The organism is Clostridioides sp. ZZV15-6388, from assembly GCF_020657755.1.
Lineage (GTDB): Bacteria > Bacillota > Clostridia > Peptostreptococcales > Peptostreptococcaceae > Clostridioides.
The window spans coordinates 25652-44572 of the sequence record NZ_JAGWCU010000004.1; the positions used below are offsets into that span (position 1 = coordinate 25652).

Consider the following 18921-nt stretch of genomic DNA (forward strand, 5'->3'; position numbering starts at 1 on the left):
ATTAATGTGTATACTAATGTAGTTTATATTCTCCTTTATTTGGGCTTTCAATGTCGTAAAATGTAAAAAAATGATGGTTTGCATAGTAAGTATATATAGATTAAAAAATAGAAGCTAGGGAATTTATAATTAATTAAAAGATATTAATTGAACAAAGGATTTATTCATATATAATAATTTTTGGAGGTTTTTATGAAAAAAACGATAATGTCTTTACAACATTTATTGGCCATGTTTGGAGCGACAGTATTAGTTCCCATTTTAACAGGCTTTAACCCATCAGTTGCAATTTTTTGTGCTGGTGTTGGTACATTGATATTTCATTTTTGCACAGAAGGAAAAGTACCTGCATTTTTAGGTTCAAGTTTTGCTTTTATCCCTGTTATACTAGCAGCTAAAGAAGCTTATGGAGGAGATTTAGCATATGCTCAGGGTGGTATAATAGTAGCAGGATTAATTTATATTATAATGTCAATTATAGTGAAAGTAGTTGGGGTGGATAAAATTAAGTTATATTTTCCAGCACAAGTTACAGGAGCTATGATAGCAGTTATAGGTTTAAACTTGTTGCCAACAGCTTTTAATATGGCTTCAGCTAATTTTATAATAGCATTCATGACCTTAGCAATAGCAATTTTGACTAATAAGTTTGGTAGAGGATTTATAAAACAATTAGGTATATTAATAGCCGTTTTTTCTGGATATATAATATGTTTGGTACTGGGATTAGTAGATATAACTACAATTACAGAAGCAAGTTTACTTGCGATACCTAACTTTACAATTCCTAAGTTTAGTTTAGGTGCAATTGTGATTATATCTCCAGTTGTTTTAGCTGTATTTATGGAGCATATAGGAGATATGACTACTAATGGTGCTGTTGTAGGAAAAAACTTTATAGAGAATCCAGGATTAAACAGAACGTTACTTGGTGATGGATTTGCAACTATAGTAGCAGGTTGCTTAGGTGGACCAGCTAACACAACTTATGGAGAAAATACAGCAGTACTTGCCATAACTAAAAACTATGACCCTTCAATACTTAGACGTACAGCAGTATTTGCTATATTGCTTGCATGTGTAGGGAAGTTTGGAGGATTTCTTCAAAGTATACCAGGTTCAGTTATGGGTGGAATCAGTATAATGTTATTTTCAATGATAACTTATGTTGGATTAAAAACTATAAGAGATAGCTCTTGTGTAGAAAGTAAAGTAAATATATTGATAATAGCAGTTATATTATTGATAGGTCTTGGAACAACTTACTTATCTAATAAAGGGATTTCTATAGGAATTCCTATAACAAGTACTGTAAAGATAACTGGTCTTAGTTTGGCTGCAATTGTCGGTATTGTACTAAATAGAATATTGAATAATCAAGATTTTAAAGTTGAAAAATAATAATTAATTAAGTATATATTATTTTAAATAATTAATTTTATATAGACATTAGTAACTAATGTTGATATAATGATTAAAAATAAATAAAAGAAAGGGTAAGGTAACTGGGAAGATGAGAATATAATCTATTTTTTATAATTTAAAGTATTGTAAATTTTGAAAAGCCTATATTGGTGGCTTTATTTATGATGCTTAAATTAAGGAGAGTAGATTATAGTCTATACGTTTAGTTATTGTGCCTATTTATGTAAATCTCTCCTTATATTTAAGTATACCAGGGAGGGATTTTTTTATGATGTTAATAAAAGTAGAAAATTTAAAAAAATATTATGCTGATAAATTAATTTTGGATATAGATAAACTTGAAATATTAGAGAATGAGAGAATAGGTTTAGTTGGTTCAAATGGTCAAGGAAAAACAACTTTATTAAAAGCAATATTAGGTGAAATAGAAATTGATGAAGGTTGTGTCTATCTTACAGATAGCTATTCATATATAAGTCAGAGTGAAAATAATATTGAAAAATGTAATGATAGTAAAGAAAAGAGTCTATTAAATGCACCAGATAAATTTGAAGATTATTTATCTGGTGGAGAAAAAGTTAAGCTAAAGATAGCAGATGCACTGAATAATAAGAAAAATATAATAATAGCAGATGAACCAACTTCAAATTTAGATAAAAAGGGTATAGATATTTTGGAAAATATGTTTAAAAGACATAAAGGAGCATTATTATTAATATCTCATGACAGACGTTTTTTAGATGAATTATGTACAACTATATTGGAGCTGGAAAGTGGGAAATTAAAAGCTTATAAAGGTAATTACACTGATTATTTAGAACAAAAGGATGAAGAAATAAAAAGAGCTGACTTTGAATATCATGAATATATAAATGAGAAAAAAAGATTGGAGAAGGCTCTTTTAGGTAAAAAATCTTTAAGTGATGGTATAAGGAAGACTCCAAAACGAATGGGGAATTCAGAAGCTAGATTGCATAAAATGGGGGGTCAAAAAAATAAGAAAAAAGTAGACTCAAGTGTAAAAGCATTAGAAGGTAGAATTGAAAAATTGGAAGTGAAAGATAAACCTAAGGTCTCTGCAGATATGAATATTAAAATACAGGATGGTATGGAAATAATCAGCAAAAACTTAGTGGAATTAAAGGATTTAACTTTAAAGGTAGGAAATAAGCTTTTATTGGATAATATTTCTTTCAAGGTAAAAAGAGGGAAGAAAATAGCTTTATTAGGTGATAATGGATGTGGAAAAAGTACTCTGATAAGAGAAATACTTAGTAATAAAAACGATTGTATAAAGATAAATAACAAGGTAAAGATAGGTTATTTTGACCAAAACCAAGATTCATTAGATAAGGAAAAGAGTATTTTGTACAATATCAAATCAAATAGTTCATTTGATGAGTCTTTTATAAGAATAAACTTAAGTTTATTTGGATTTAAAGGTGATACTGTTTATAAAAAAGTTAAGGTTCTTAGTGGAGGAGAAACGGTAAAGATAGCTCTATGTAAAATAATACTAGAAGATAATAATTTTTTAGTTCTTGATGAGCCAACTAATTACTTGGATATAAAATCTATGGAAGCATTGGAAAAAGCATTGATAAATACTGATAAAACTGTGCTTATAGTGTCTCATGATAGAGTATTTATATCTCATATTTGTGACTATTTTTTAGAAATAAAAGATAGGCATATAAAGGAGTTTGATTGTAATTATAATGATTATATCATTAGTAGAGATAAAAAAACTCCTAGTAGAGAAAGTAAAGTTAAACAAGAAAAACTTTTAGTATTAGAAAACAGACTTACAAACATTATATCTATGCTGTCAATAGAAAAAGATAACTTAAAAAAAGAGTGTTATGAATTAGAATATAATGAGTTATTAAAACAAATTAGAAGTATAAAAAATAGTTCTCAAAATTAAACTAATTGTTGGATTTTTATAAAAACAGAAATTAATTGATTTAAATATATACATTAGTTATTAAAGAGCTAAAAATAAATAAAATTAAAAGTGGCATTCTTATATAATAAGAATGCCACTACTTTTAGTTAATATGATAAATATATTATTATTTATCAGTCAGTAATTTTTATATTTATGAGATATACTTTATTCAGATTTAATCTTAAGTTTAGCTACCATTTCTTCTTCAGGAGTAACATAAATAGTACTATTAGTTTCATAGATAACCATACCAGGTTTAGAGCCACTAGGTTTTTTTACATTTTTTTTCTTTGTATAATCTACAGGTACTTGAGAAGAAAGCTTTGACTTGCTAAAAAATGCAGCTAACATAGCTCCCTCAAATATAGTGTTATCAGGGACTTCTTTACCAGCAGATTTTATTATTACATGAGAACCTGGAATATTTTTTGTATGCATCCATAAATCATCATTATCAGCAAGTCTTAGTGTAAGATAATCATTTTGTTTGTTGTTTTTTCCAACTAAGATTTTAAATCCATCAGAAGAAATAAATTCATGAGGTTTTGTAGAAGGCATAGTGTCTTTTTTACTACTTTTCTTTTGTGCTTTGATATATCCAACTTTACCAAGTTCTTCTTTTATATCTTGTAATTCAGCCAAATTTTCGCAGTTTTCAATACTCAAAATTATGTTTTCTAAGTAATCTATTTCTTCTTTGTTCAATGAAATTTGGTGAGATATTTCAACTTTGGCATGTTTCATTTTAGTATACTTTTTAAAATATTTTTGAGCATTTTCAGATGGAGTTAAGTTTTTATTTAATTCTATTGTTACATTTTTACACTCTTCATCATAGAAATTGGCAACCTCAATATTTTCCATCCCTTTCTCTACCATATATATATAAGACGTAATTAGTTCACCCTTTACTTTATAAATAGCTGCATTTTCAGACTCTAACAATTCTTCTTCTTGCTTTCTAAGTTTGTTATAAAGTCTATCCAATTTAACAGATATGCTTTTCTTTAAGTCAGATGAACGTTGATTGATTCTATCTTTAATATCTTTATTTCTGTAGAAATCTTCTAGTATAGTAGACATACTTTCCTTATTGATATATGATAAATCATTAAACAATGTAAGATTGACACAACTGAAATCAACCACTTTATCTAATTTTTTATCTATAACAATACAAGGTGAAAATTTATTAGAGTTTATATCATTAAATAAACTACAAAATTCCCTGTATAAAGAATCAAACTGCTGACTAGATATATCTTTGATAATATCGTTTTGATTTACATCTGCCCTATAACAAATTTCTTTGGCGATAGTAGGGCTTATACCTAAAAATTTAGAATATATGGACTTAAAAATAGGGCCGTCAAATTCATTTAGATTGCCAATAAATGAATCTTTAGATATATTATCAAGAGGGTTAAGTTTATCCTGCTTTGGTGGCAATGAGTAACTATGACCAGGTAAAACCTGACGAACTCTACTTATACTAAAAGGCACTCTTTTTATAGAATCTATAATTTTATCATCTTCATTATGAGTTACTATTATATTACTATGTCTTCCCATAATTTCAATTATAATATTTTTGATTGTCTTTTCTTTTAATTCATCTAAAGACTCAACACTGATTTTTATTATTCTTTCAAAACCAATTTGAGAAATTTCTATAATATTTCCACCTTGTATATATTTTCTAAGCAACATACAAAACATAGGAGCCTTTAGGGGATTTTCTTTTTTATAATTGCTTGTTAAATAAACCCTAGGATTTGAAGCACTTGCACTTAAAACCAATCTAAAATTTTCTTTGTTGTTTCTTATATTAAAAATTACCTCATCATCTTCAGGTTGATGAATCTTATCTATTTTTCCACCTGTAAGTTTTGATGATAATTCATCTACTATTGAATGTATAACTAATCCATCTAATGCCATATATAGCACCCCTTTCTTTGACCAAAATAAGTCAGTAAATTAATTATACACATAATATATGCTCTATGACTAGGGGGAATTTAAACAACATGGATTAATGTATAAATTTTATAATTATTTATACTTACAGGATATACTCACAATAGAATCAGCATTATATTTTCAAATTAATAATTTAAATTTGCTTAAATATAAAACAAATGTAGTATAATTAGTGTGTAAAGAATAACTTATAAGAGTATATAAACTTTACAAAACTAAATAAATATTAAAGCTGTATAATATATAAATATGAAAGAAGGTTGAAAAAATGAAATTTATTGATTTAAGAAGTGATACTGTTACTATGCCTACTGATGAAATGAGAGAAGCCATGGCAAAGGCTCCTGTTGGAGATTCAATCTTTAGAGATGACCCTACTGTAAATAAACTTGAAGAATTAGCAGCAGCTAAAGTTGGAAAAGAAGATGCTATTTTCCTTCCAAGTGGAACTTTTGGAAATCAGTTAGCTTTGTTTACTCACTGCCTAAGAGGTCAAGAAATCATTATTGGTAAAGGATATCATATTGTGACTCATGAAGTTGGAGCACCTGCTGTAATAGCTGGAGTTCAACTTAGAACTATAGATGAAGATGAAAGTGGAGCTCTTAATCCTGAGCTTGTTGAGAAGGCAATTAGGAGAGATGATATACATGAACCACAAACAGGTCTTATATGTGTAGAAAATGCATACTCAGGTGGAACTGTTGTAAGTCTTGACAATTTAAAAGAAATTAAAAAAATAGCTGAAAAACACAATTTACCAGTGCATTTAGATGGAGCGAGATTATTTAATGCAGCATTAACTTTAGGTGTAGAAGCTAAAGAAATTGCACAATGTTGTGACAGTGTTATGTTCTGTGTATCAAAAGGTTTAGCTGCACCAATGGGTTCTATTCTTGCTGGAAGTAAAGAATTTATAGCAAAAGCTAGAAGAAAGCAAAAAGTTATGGGTGGGGGAATGAGACAAGTTGGTATAGTTGCAGCAGCTGGTATAATTGCTATTGAAAAAATGACACTGAGATTAAATGAAGACCATGATAATGCAAAATATTTAGCTTGTGAGTTGGATAAAATTGAAGGCATTGAAGTAAATAACATTAATCCAGACCTGAGTATGGTATTCTTTAAAATGAGTGAAGATGTAATAAAAGAAGAAGTTTTAATAAAAGAGTTTTTTGAAAGAAATATAAAAATCAATAAAATGGAAAATGGGGAGTATAGATTTGTAACTCATGTAGATATTACTAGAGAAGATTTAGATTATGTTTTAAAAACACTTAAAGAATTAATAGGTGTATGCTAATTATGTATGTTCAAAAAAACTAAATAGCATATGTTAAATATTTTATTTAAAAAATTCATATACAGTTTAAATAAACTATACATAAAATTCATATAGAAATATTATTATATAAACATAGAAAGAACTAGCTTAAAAACATAATATAATTACCCTAATTGTAATGGCAACTCTCCCTCACATCCTCAAATTATAGTTGTCATTACAAAACTTTTCCCATAAATTATAAGTTTATGGGAATTTTTTTATGTTATAATAGTTTAAGTGTTAATTTACAAAGGAGCGATACTTATGAAATTTTGGAAACTACATGGAATAGGCAATGATTTTATTGCAATAGATGGAAGATTTGACCAAATAGATTCATCAAATTATACTGTTTTAGCAAAAAAAGTATGCCATAGAAGATTTTCTGTAGGAGCGGATGGGTTACTAGTTGTGAAAAATTCAGAAATTGCAGATGTAGAAATGGTGTATTATAATTCTGATGGTTCAAGAGCAGCTATGTGTGGAAATGGACTTAGATGTTTTTGTAAGTTTGTTTATGATAACGGCATAGTTAAAAAAGAAAACTTTACAGTAGATACACTAGATGGTATAAAAAATATAAAAATAAACACTATAAATGGAGAAATAAATACTATAAAAGTTAATATGGGAAAAGGAAGTTTTTTAGCTAAAGATGTTCCTGTGTTAACTGATAAAGAACGTTTTGTACAAGAAAATATAAAAGTTTTAGATAAAGAGTTTAAGATTACATCTATGTTGATGGGGGTTCCTCACACTGTGGTTATAGTGGATGAATTAAATGTAGATGAAGTTTGTAAATATGGAAAAGAGATTGAAAATAATAAAATATTTCCTAAAAAAACGAATGTAAATTTTGTAAAAGTAGAAGATAAGTATAATATACATGTCTATACTTGGGAAAGAGGATGTGGATATACTTTAGGATGTGGAACAGGTATGACTGCATCAGCAATAGTATGTAATCTACTTAATCTGGTAGAAAATAGTGTAAATGTGACTTCTCAAGGAGGAACAGTACGTATAGATATAGGGGATTTTTCTTATATGACAGGTCCAGCAGTAAAAATATGTGAAGGTGTTTTGGAGGTTTAGGTAATGGCTATAAGTATGACTGGTTTTGGAAGAGGAGAATACAAAGACGACAACTATTATTTTTTGGTAGAATGTAAAACAATAAATCATAAATATTCAGATATAAATATACGTCTTCCAAGAAAAATTTCATTTTTAGAGGATAAAGTTAGAAATTTAGTAAAAAACTATGTAAAAAGAGGAAGAGTTGATTTATACATAAAATTTGACTTATTAGGCAAAGAAGATGTAAACTTAAATTTCGATGAAGGATTAGCGTCTCAATATATAGATATATTAAAAGAAATAAAAAACAAATTTGATATTATAGATGATATTAGTGTTATGAATGTTGCAAGATTTCCTGATATTATAAAAATAGAAGAAAAAGATGAAGATGAAGATTTATTATGGTCGATGTTGAATCAAGCCGTAGAAGATGCAATGATAAAACTAAGAGAAATGAGAAGTGAAGAAGGTAAAAAACTAGCTGAAGATATTACAATGAGATGTGACTTATTAAAAAATCATATAGAAGAAATTGAAAAACATTCAAATAGTGTTGTAGAAGACTATAGAGAAAAACTAAATTCAAGAATAAGTGAAATGCTAGAAGACCCAAGTATAATAGATGAAAATAGGTTAGCACAAGAAGTTGCAATATATGCAGATAAAAGTAGTATAACAGAAGAGATAGTTAGATTTAAAAGTCATATTGGTCAGCTTAAAAAAACTATATTTAAAGACGATTCTATAGGTAGAAAAATTGATTTCTTAATACAAGAGATGAACAGAGAAACTAATACAATAGGTTCAAAATCATCTGATATAAATATAACTAATTTAGTAGTAGAAGTGAAAAGTGAGTTAGAAAAAATAAGAGAACAAATACAAAATATAGAGTAAGAATACAATATTAGAAGGGGAATATTTAAATGTTTACAAAAAAAGGATTATTGCTAGTTGTATCAGGTCCATCAGGTGCAGGAAAAGGTACTATTTGCAAAGAACTACTTAGAGAGAATGATACAATAAAACTTTCTGTATCAGCTACTACAAGAAAACCAAGAGCAGGAGAAGTTGATGGAGTAAATTATTTCTTCATAAGTAAAGAAAAGTTTGAATATATGATAGGAAAAGGTGAGTTTTTGGAGTATGCTCAAATTTATGATAATTTTTATGGAACTCCAAAAGCAGCAATAATGGAATGTTTAGAAAAAGGACAGGATGTGCTACTAGAAATTGAAATGCAAGGAGCAAAACAAATAAAAGAGGTTTGTCCAGAAGGCGTATTTATATTTGTCCTACCTCCATCACTTAAAGAATTAAAAAATAGAATTGTTGGAAGAGGTACAGAGACAGAAGAAGAAATAGAAAAGAGATTTAGTTGTGCATATGAAGAAATAAAAATGATTAAGGATTATGATTATTTTATATTTAATGAAGATGTAAAAATATCTGCTAAAGAAATAGAAGGTATAATATCATCTGAAAAGAATAAAGTTAGCAGATATAAAAATATTATAATAGAGAAATTCAAGGAGGAATTATAATTATGTTAAAACCATCTATCAATGAGGTACTAGAAAAAATAGACAACAGATATTATTTAGTAGGGACTGTTTCAAAGAGAGCAAGAAAATTAATTGATGGAGAAGAGCCATATGTTCCAAACAAAGATAAAGAAAAGCCTGTATGTGTAGCTACTAAAGAAGTTGCAAGTGGAAAGATAACATATAGATTATTAACAGAAGAAGAAATAGAGATAGAAGAAGCTAGACACTACGCTGAGCAACACCAACAAATTTCAGAAGAGGAGTAAGGTCATGCTAAAAAATAAGACTGTTGTAATTGGCATAAGCGGCGGAATAGCTGCATACAAGGCTTGTGATGTTGTAAGTAAATTAAAAAAGTTAAATGCAAATATCCATGTTATAATGACAAAATCAGCAACAGAATTTGTTAGACCACTTACACTTCAATCACTAAGTCAAAATTATGTAGTAGAGGATATGTTTGAAGAACCAAAATCTTGGGAGGTTGAACATATATCATTAGCGAAAAAAGCAGATTTGTTTTTAATAGTACCAGCAAGTGCAAATGTTATAGGAAAAATTGCAAATGGTATAGCTGATGATATGCTAACAACTACTGTTATGGCAACAAAAGCACAAGTTTTAATAGCACCAGCTATGAATACTAATATGTATGAAAATCCAATTGTCCAAAAAAATATAAAAACTTTAGAGGAATTTGGATATAAATTTATAGAACCAGAAAGTGGAAGACTTGCATGCGGAGATATTGGATCAGGAAAACTAGCTAAACCAGATGTAATAGTAGAGGCAGTTTTAGCTAATCTTACGAAAGAGCAAGATTTAAAAGGTCAAAGTATAATAGTTACAGCTGGACCAACTGTAGAAAGTATAGACCCAGTAAGATATTTAACTAATAGGTCTTCTGGTAAAATGGGATATTCTATAGCTAAAGAAGCTATATCTAGAGGTGCTGATGTAACATTAATATCAGGTCCTACAAATCTATCTATTCCACAAAACCTTAAAAAATTTGTACAAATAGAATCAGCACAAGATTTGTATGAGGCAGTAGTATCAAATTTAAATGAAAATAAAATAGTAATTCAAAGTGCAGCAGTTGCAGATTATAAGCCAAAAACTTATTCTGACAAAAAGATTAAAAAGAATAATGATGATTTATCAATAGAATTAAGTAGGAATTATGACATTGCTTATGAAATAGGAAAAATAAAGGAAGATAGGATATTAGTTGGATTTGCTGCTGAAACTAACGACCTAATAGAACATGCCAAAGGAAAAATTGAAAAGAAAAATTTAGATTTTATTGTGGCAAATGATTTAACTAAAGAGGGAGCTGGTTTTAGAACTGATACTAATATTGTAAAAATAATAGATACAGAAGGAAATATTACTGAGTACCCTAAAATGAAAAAGGAAGAAGTAGCTAATGTTATCTTAAATAAGATTAAAGTGTTACTTGAGAAATAAGAACTTTTTTAAATATGATATTTGTGTATTTTATCACAGCTAAAGTGGCTGAAAGCTACAATTTACTTTTAGCGAGTAAAAACTCGCAAATGTCAGTTAAATTGTGGTTTTCAGCATTTATTTTGCCATAAAGTATAAAATATGATTAATAGTTAATTATTAAGATATATCTAATATTAGTAATAACTTGAAACTTTTTAGATATGCTGAGATTTTTTGATATATTATAAAATGTGTTAAAATATGAGCAGTAGATTAATTTTAAGTAGGGATTTTACAATGAAAAAATATGCAAAGGTAATAGTTAGAAGTAATACTATATACACAGACAATTTATTTACATATCAAATTCCTGTATTTTTAGAGGAAGTTATAAGTGTTGGGCATAGAATATTAGTGCCATTTGGAAGAGGTAATAAACCAACAGAAGCCTTTGTATTTCAACTTACAGATAATTTAGATGAAAAAATAAAGACTAAAGAAATCATAGATATATTAGATGAAAATCCAATATTTAGAGAAGAAGATTTAGAGTTGGTTTACTGGATGAAAAATAGATATTTGTGTACTTATATAGAGTGTATAAATTTGATATATCCAAAAGGATATAAACTAAATAATTACAAAGTAGTTTTACTAGGTGAAAAGCTAAATGGATTAAGTGAGACTGAATTAGATGAAAAGATATCGAAGCTGAGTGATAAAAATAAAGAGATAGTAGAAAAAGTAGTTGAGAGTAAAGGAAAAATTAAGGTTGATAAGTTAAAATATATACCGAATCTAAATAATTCTCTATATACAATGAATAAAAATGGAATTATAAAATTATGCTGGGAATACAAAAATCATAAAAATGAGAAGAAAGTATGTTATGTATCTTTGAGTTTAGAAAATGATAAAATTGATGATTATATAGAACAAAATAAAATAAGCATAGGAAGCAAGCAAAAAGAGATATTAAATTTTCTTAAAAACAATGAAAATGTAGAGATAAATGATTTATTGGATTTATTAAATGCTTCAAAGCAGAGTATAAATTCTTTAAGTAAGAAAGAGTTAGTAACTTTAGAATTTAAAGATTATTATAGAGAGCCAAAAAGTATTTACAAATCTATATCAAAAAGTATAAAATTAAACAATGAGCAACAACAAGCGGTTGATGAGATAAATTCAAGTATGTTTATAGATGATAAAAAGCCATATTTAATTCATGGTATAACTGGAAGTGGAAAGACTGAAGTTTATATGGAAACAATAGAATTTGCATTAAGCCAAGGTTTAGATAGTATATTTTTGGTTCCTGAGATAGCACTAACTCCCCAAACGATAGATAGATTAAAGAGTAGGTTTGGGGATTTAGTTGGAGTGTTTCACAGTAAACTATCTGAAGGAGAAAAACATGACGTTTATAAAGCTGTTAAAGCTGGAAAGATAAGAGTTTTAATTGGTGCTAGGTCAGCACTATTTGCTCCTTTTAATTCTTTAGGATTGATAATAATTGATGAATTTCATGAGTCATCATATAAGTCTGAAAAAAATCCTAAGTTTAACGCTATAGAAGTAGCTAGATTCATGGCATTAAAAAATAATTTAACTCTTATTTTAGGTTCAGCAACACCTTCAATTGAAGAGTATTATAGAGCAAAAACTGGTGAATATAAACTTATAAATATAAAAAATAGAGCAAACAATAAACCACTTCCAAATATTGAAGTTGTAGACATGAAAGATGAATTAGATAGAGGTAATAGAAGTATATTTAGCTTAAAACTTCAAAGAGAAATAAGTTGTGCGATTGAAGAAAATAGTCAGGTAATACTATTTTTAAATAGAAGAGGTTATGCAAATTTTGTATCATGTAGAAAGTGTGGTTATGTGTTTCAATGTGAAAATTGCGATATATCTTTGACATATCATAAAAAAAGTAATATTGGAAGATGCCATTATTGTGGATATGAAAGAGAAATTCCAAAAGAATGTCCAGAATGTGGAAGTCATTATGTCAAGCCATTTGGAGTAGGAACTCAAAAAATCGAGGAAGAGTTAAAATGTATTTTTCCAAATATAAAAACTTTGCGAATGGATAAAGATACAACCTCAAAAAAGGGTTCATTAGAGGAAATACTAAATAAGTTCAAAGATAAAGAAGCAGATGTATTGATAGGAACGCAGATGTTAAGTAAAGGATTGGATTTTGACAATGTAACTTTGGTAGGCATTTTATCAGCAGACATGATACTAAATTTTCCTGATTTTAAAAGTTTTGAAACAACCTTTCAGTTGATAACTCAAGTTTCTGGAAGGGCAGGAAGAGCAGACAAAGAAGGTAAAGTAGTACTTCAAACATATGATACTGAGCATTATGCTATTAAACATGCCATAGAGTACAATTATGAAGGTTTTTATGAAGATGAGATAAAGATAAGAAGGGCATTTGGATATTCTCCTTTTAATAACATGTTAAGTGTAGTTGTTAGTGGCGAAGATGAAAGATTAGTTATAAAAAATATAAAAAATATGCATGCATCTTTGATTTATTTATTAGAAAAAAGGGGTATAAACGACTTAGAGTTTATATTAGGACCCAATCCATGCTCAATATCAAAAATAAATCAAAATTATAGATGGCAGATACTCTTTAAAGATGAAAATATTGAAATTAATCTCTTAAAGGGTATAATAAAATATATATGTATAACAAAACGAGATTTGATATTTGATAAGAATATTAATGTATCTATAGATATTAATCCAAATAGTGTATTATAAATTTAGGAGGAAGTGTAATGGCTTTAAGACAAATAGTTCAAATAGGAGAACCAGTACTAAGAAAGAAATCAAAAAAAGTTGAAAAAATTGATGCAAAAATAATACAATTGTTAGATGATATGGCAGAAACTATGTATGATGCAGATGGTGTTGGACTGGCTGCACCTCAAGTTGGAATTTTAAAAAGAGTGGTAGTAATCGATATTGGAGAAGAACTTATAGAACTTATAAATCCAGAAATAATAGAAACATCTGGAGAACAAATAGATGATGAAGGTTGTTTAAGTGTTGTTGGAGAATCTGGAGAGGTTAAAAGACCAAACTATGTAAAAGTTAGAGCTTTAAATAGAAATGGAGAAACAATAGAGTTAGAAGGGGAAGAACTTTTAGCTAGAGCATTTTGTCATGAAATAGACCATCTAGATGGAATACTATTTGTTGATAAAATAGAAAAATAGTAGGGGTTGATTTGATGAATATAGTATTTATGGGAACTCCTGATATAGCAGTTCCTTGTTTACAAAAAATAATAGATGAAAAGTATGAAATACTAGGAGTTGTAACTCAGCCAGATAAACCAAAAGGAAGAGGTAAAAAACTTGGCATGAGTCCAGTAAAAGAGCTTGCAATTGAAAATAATATACCTGTATATCAACCAATTAAAGCTAGAGACAAAGATTTTATAGACACAATGAAATCTTTAAATCCGGATGTAATAGTAGTTGTGGCTTTTGGGCAGATACTTCCAAAAGAAATATTAGAAATTCCTAAGTTTGGATGTATAAATGTCCATGTTTCTTTACTTCCAAAATATAGAGGTGCAGCACCTATAAATTGGGTAATAATCAATGGCGAAGAAAAAACTGGTGTTACAACTATGTATATGGATGAAGGCTTAGACACTGGAGATATGATATTAAAGTCAGAAGTAAATCTTGATGAAAATATAACAGCAGGAGAACTTCATGATAAAATAATGAATATAGGAGCAGAAACTTTAAAAGAAACATTAAAGTTGATAGAAGAAGGAACTGCCCCAAGAGAAGTACAAAATCATGAGGAATTTTCTTATGCACCAATAATGAATAAATCACTAGGTAATATAGACTTTTCAAAAAATGCTAAGGAAATACACAATTTAGTTAGAGGTGTAAATCCATGGCCAAGTGCTTATACTACTTATAATGGTGTAACAATGAAAATCTGGAAAACTAAAGTATTAGAGGAAGAAAGTACCAAAGATGCAGGTACAATAATTGAGGTAAATAAAGATGGCATAAAAGTAAGTACTAAGGATAAGGTACTTTTAATTGAAGAAATTCAGATGCCAAATAAGAAGAGAATGCTGGTTGGAGAATATATAAAAGGAAATACTATAGAAATTGGTGTAGTATTGAGTTAGGTGAAAAGTATGACAGATATAAAAAAGTATTTAACAAGTGTTGGTATTTTAGTCTTAATATTAGGGATTTTAATGGGAGTTGCAAACTTTTTTATAATTAGTTTGACTCAAATATTTTCCTTAGGAATAAATACTGTAGTAATATCACTAATACTTATAATACTATGCTCAACAATAGTTACGTATAGAGTAATTAAAGGAAAAAATATTAACTCAAATATAATGAAAATAAATTTTAAAATTGTTAGTGTATTATTTCCCATTATATCTTTTATTGCATCATCATTTGGTATGTCAAAAAGTGAAATTAGAAGGATATATATAAAGTTAAATAATGAATATATATACAGTAATAAATATAATTTTAATCCAGAGGATATAATAATTTTAATACCTCATTGTATTCAAGAGAATAGTTGCAAACTAAAAGTTACTAATGATATAGATAATTGTAAGAAATGTGGAAAATGCAATATAGGAGAATTAGCTGAGCTAAATAAAAGTGTTAAAGTAAAAGTATTTGTAGCTACAGGAGGGACTCTAGCTAGAAAAATTATAATTGACAATAAACCTAAAGCTGTTATAGCTGTTGCATGTGAGAGAGATTTAACATCTGGAATACAAGACATTAAAAAAATTCCTGTTTTAGGGGTATTTAACAAAAGACCTAATGGACCTTGTATAAATACTAATGTAGATATAGTGGATATTAAAAAAGCTATAAGTTTTTTAACAGGAAAAGTATATTAGCTTGTAATTAAACTGTTTTTAAGTTATGTGAATATTAAAGAGGATGTATAATAAAAATATATTTTAGGAGAGTGTTATTTATGTACCCTGTATATGGCGGTTTTTGGGGATTTGACCCAACGATGATTATATTAATTCCAGCTATATTATTCACTGCATATGCTCAATTTAAAGTGAGTTCAACAACAAATAAGTATTTAAGAGTAAATACACGTAGAGGATATACTGGAGAACAGACAGCAAGAAGAGTACTTGATTCAAATGGTTTGTATGATGTAAGGATAGAAATGGTTAGAGGTCATTTAAGTGACCACTATGACCCAAGAAGAAAAACTGTAAGATTATCAGAAGATGTATATTATGGAACATCAATAACTTCTGTTGCAGTAGCTGCACATGAATGTGGTCATGCAATGCAACATGCTAAAGGTTATGCACCTCTTCAAATAAGAAGTAGTTTGGTGCCAGTAGTAAACTTTGCTTCAAGCATTTCTTGGTTTTTAATATTTCTAGGATTTATCATGGCTGGACCATTTCTAAAAATTGGGATACTATTGTTTTCAGCTTCAGTACTATTCCAAATAATAACATTGCCTGTAGAATTTAATGCTTCTAGCAGAGCAATTGTTCAACTTGGAAATCTAGGTATTATAGATGAGGGTGAGGTAAGACAAAGTAGAAAAGTGCTTTCAGCAGCAGCCTTAACATATGTTGCAGCAGCACTAGTTTCAATACTTCAATTACTTAGATTGTTACTAATAGCTCAAAGAAGAGATGACTAAAAATAAAGTGGGTTGTTTAGAAACAACCCTTTTTTATGTTTAATAAAAGGGAGAAATTTATATGGATGCAAGAGAAATTGGATTTAAAGTATTATGCGATATAGAGAAAAATAATAACTATTCAAATATTGCAATAAATAAGCATTTTAAAAACTTAGAAATAAGCGATATGGATAGAGGACTTGCAACAGAGTTAATCTATGGAGTAGTAGAAAATAAATATTACTTAGATTATATAATTAATAAACTTTCAAAAATAAAAGTAAAAAAAATGTCAACTTATGTTAAAATCTTTTTAAGAATGGGAACATATCAAATTTTATTTTTAAATAGTATATCAGATTATGCAGCAGTTAATGAAACTGTAAAATTATCTAAAAAATATGATAAAAAATCTTCTGGTTTTATAAATGCTATTCTTAGAAATGAAATAAGAAATAAAGATACTATAATGGACATAACTGAGGAAGATAGTGTAAAATACTTATCTATAAAGTATTCTTACAACTCTTGGATTATAAAAAATTGGATAGATAATTTTGGACAAGAATTTACTGAAGATTTATTAGAAGCAAACAATGAAAAGCCTAGTATTTATATAAGAACAAATACACTTAAAATCAGCAGAGAAGAGCTTATTGAAAAATTAAATCAAGAGGGTATTATGTGTTTGAAAGTACCTATGGTGGAAGAAGCTATAAAAGTCGAAAAATTAAAAAATATAGAAAATAATGAGTTATTTAAGGCTGGTTTATTTACAATTCAAGATATAAGTTCTATGATAGTAGGGAAAGTAATTAATCCAAAGGAAGATTCATTGATTTTAGATGTATGTAGTGCTCCTGGTGGAAAATCTACTCACTTAGCCACTTTAATGAATAATACAGGTCAAGTAATAGCTAGAGATATCTTTGAGCATAAACTAAAGCTTATAAAAGCTACTGTAAATAGACTTGGTCTTAAAAATGTATGTGTAGAAGGATTTGATGCTTCTGAAATTGATGAAAATAGCATAAATAAATTTGATTATGTTTTAGCAGATGTTCCTTGTTCTGGCCTTGGTATAATAAGACGTAAACCAGAAATTAAATACAAGAAAGAAGAAGAGTTAGAAGATATTACTTCTATACAAAAGAAAATATTAGAAAATGCATCAAAGTATGTTAAAATTGGAGGAACTTTAATATATAGTACATGTACAGTTCAAGATATGGAAAACATAAATATAATTAATTCTTTTATTGAAGAAAATAATAATTTTGAATTGACTCCAATTGATACAATAAATGTAGATTTAGACAATCAAGATAAAGGATATTTAAAAATATATCCCAATATTCATGGTATAGATGGTTTTTTTATAGCAAAATTAAAGAGAATAAGGTAGTGAATAGAATGGAAGAGAAAAAAATAGTATTAAAAAACTTTACTGAAGATGAACTCAAGGAATTTATGAAAACTATAGATGAAAAACCTTTTAGAGGGAGCCAAATATTTTCTTGGATATATAAAGGTGCAAAAACTTTTGATGACATGAATAATATACCAAAAAGTTTGAGAAATAAATTAGAAGAAGTTTCATGTATAGGTCATATAGATATAGAATTAAAGTTAGAATCTAAGGTAGATGGCACAAAAAAATATTTGTTTTTATTAGATGATGGAAATATAATAGAAACTGTGATGATGGATTATGACAGTAGGGTTACTGTTTGTGTTTCTAATCAAGTAGGATGTAGAATGGGATGTAACTTCTGTGCATCTACAATGGATGGACTGATTAGAAACTTAGAACCATGGGAGATTTTAGACCAAGTTATTAAGATTCAAGAAGATACTGGCAAAAGAGTATCAAATCTTGTCTTAATGGGAAGTGGTGAACCACTTGACAATTTTGAAAATACAAAACAATTTTTAAAAATAATTAATGAAAAAAATGGTCTTAATATAGGGTATAGACATATAACTCTTTCAACTTGTGGGATAGTGCCAAAAATGTACGAGTTGGCTGATTTGAAAATAGCTATAAATTTGGCTTTATCACTTCATTCACCATATGATGAAGAAAGAAGAAAGATTATGCCTGTAGCAAATGCCTATTCTATTAAAGAAATACTAGATGCATGTAGATATTATATAAAAAAGACAAATAGAAGGGTTACATTTGAATACTCTCTTATAAAAGGTGTAAATGACTCAGAAAATGAGGCAAAGGCATTAGCAAAGCTTTTAAAAGGTATGCTATGCCATGTAAATTTAATACCAATAAATAAGGTTGAAGAAAGAGAATATGAAAAGCCAGACAAGGCATTTATTTATAAGTTTAGAGATAGTTTAGAGAAAAACAATATACCTGCTACAGTTAGAATGTCTATGGGTTCTGATATTAGTGGAGCTTGTGGCCAATTGAGAAGAAAATACAAGTAATATGT

16 protein-coding genes are annotated in these 18921 nt (G+C 28.1%); 15 read left to right on the plus strand and 1 reads right to left on the minus strand.

Features of this window, described 5'->3' with window-relative positions; genetic code table 11:
* Positions 1–192: 192 nt before the first annotated feature.
* Complete coding sequence (locus KGF48_RS03825) at positions 193–1401, plus strand: uracil-xanthine permease family protein (protein ID WP_227828105.1); 1209 nt, start codon at positions 193–195, stop codon at positions 1399–1401.
* Between the two features lie 292 nt (positions 1402–1693).
* Positions 1694–3352 carry an ABC-F type ribosomal protection protein CplR gene (gene cplR / locus KGF48_RS03830; RefSeq protein WP_227867755.1) on the plus strand — a complete coding sequence of 553 codons (1659 nt, stop codon included), beginning with the start codon at positions 1694–1696 and terminating at the stop codon, positions 3350–3352.
* 189 nt (positions 3353–3541) lie between these two features.
* Here cplR and KGF48_RS03835 read toward each other — a convergent pair whose 3' ends face one another.
* Positions 3542–5317, minus strand: coding sequence for an NFACT RNA binding domain-containing protein (locus tag KGF48_RS03835; protein ID WP_227840359.1), 1776 nt, complete (start codon positions 5315–5317; stop codon positions 3542–3544).
* 310 nt (positions 5318–5627) lie between these two features.
* On the opposite strand from KGF48_RS03835, the gene ltaE reads away from it, so the two are divergent.
* The 13 genes from ltaE (at position 5628) to rlmN (ending at position 18916) form a co-directional block, all read left to right on the plus strand.
* On the plus strand, positions 5628–6662 hold the full coding sequence (gene ltaE, locus KGF48_RS03840) for a low-specificity L-threonine aldolase (RefSeq protein WP_227840360.1): 1035 nt from the start codon (positions 5628–5630) through the stop codon (positions 6660–6662).
* A gap of 288 nt (positions 6663–6950) precedes the next feature.
* Positions 6951–7781 carry a diaminopimelate epimerase gene (gene dapF / locus KGF48_RS03845; RefSeq protein WP_227840361.1) on the plus strand — a complete coding sequence of 277 codons (831 nt, stop codon included), beginning with the start codon at positions 6951–6953 and terminating at the stop codon, positions 7779–7781.
* A 3-nt stretch (positions 7782–7784) separates the two neighbouring features.
* Positions 7785–8666, plus strand: coding sequence for a YicC/YloC family endoribonuclease (locus tag KGF48_RS03850; protein ID WP_227828110.1), 882 nt, complete (start codon positions 7785–7787; stop codon positions 8664–8666).
* A gap of 29 nt (positions 8667–8695) precedes the next feature.
* Positions 8696–9313 carry a guanylate kinase gene (gene gmk, locus KGF48_RS03855; RefSeq protein WP_227840362.1) on the plus strand — a complete coding sequence of 206 codons (618 nt, stop codon included), beginning with the start codon at positions 8696–8698 and terminating at the stop codon, positions 9311–9313.
* Positions 9314–9315: 2 nt separating this feature from the next.
* Complete coding sequence (rpoZ, locus tag KGF48_RS03860; RefSeq protein ID WP_227828112.1) at positions 9316–9582, plus strand: DNA-directed RNA polymerase subunit omega; 267 nt, start codon at positions 9316–9318, stop codon at positions 9580–9582.
* A gap of 4 nt (positions 9583–9586) precedes the next feature.
* On the plus strand, positions 9587–10786 hold the full coding sequence (coaBC, locus tag KGF48_RS03865) for a bifunctional phosphopantothenoylcysteine decarboxylase/phosphopantothenate--cysteine ligase CoaBC (protein WP_227840363.1): 1200 nt from the start codon (positions 9587–9589) through the stop codon (positions 10784–10786).
* Between the two features lie 279 nt (positions 10787–11065).
* On the plus strand, positions 11066–13555 hold the full coding sequence (gene priA / locus KGF48_RS03870; RefSeq protein WP_227840364.1) for a primosomal protein N': 2490 nt from the start codon (positions 11066–11068) through the stop codon (positions 13553–13555).
* 17 nt (positions 13556–13572) lie between these two features.
* Entirely contained in the window at positions 13573–14013 is a 441-nt protein-coding gene (def, locus tag KGF48_RS03875) for a peptide deformylase (RefSeq protein WP_227840365.1), read from the plus strand.
* Positions 14014–14027: 14 nt separating this feature from the next.
* Complete coding sequence (fmt, locus tag KGF48_RS03880) at positions 14028–14957, plus strand: methionyl-tRNA formyltransferase (protein ID WP_227840366.1); 930 nt, start codon at positions 14028–14030, stop codon at positions 14955–14957.
* A gap of 9 nt (positions 14958–14966) precedes the next feature.
* Positions 14967–15707, plus strand: coding sequence for a DUF116 domain-containing protein (locus KGF48_RS03885; RefSeq protein WP_227840367.1), 741 nt, complete (start codon positions 14967–14969; stop codon positions 15705–15707).
* 80 nt (positions 15708–15787) lie between these two features.
* Entirely contained in the window at positions 15788–16489 is a 702-nt protein-coding gene (locus tag KGF48_RS03890) for a zinc metallopeptidase (RefSeq protein ID WP_227432477.1), read from the plus strand.
* Between the two features lie 61 nt (positions 16490–16550).
* The gene (gene rsmB, locus KGF48_RS03895; protein WP_227867756.1) at positions 16551–17876 is read left to right on the plus strand and encodes a 16S rRNA (cytosine(967)-C(5))-methyltransferase RsmB; all 1326 of its coding nucleotides are present in this window, start codon (positions 16551–16553) and stop codon (positions 17874–17876) included.
* Positions 17877–17884: 8 nt separating this feature from the next.
* Positions 17885–18916 (plus strand): 23S rRNA (adenine(2503)-C(2))-methyltransferase RlmN, encoded by a 1032-nt coding sequence (gene rlmN / locus KGF48_RS03900; RefSeq protein WP_227432479.1) that lies wholly within the window; start codon positions 17885–17887, stop codon positions 18914–18916.
* Positions 18917–18921: the final 5 nt, after the last annotated feature.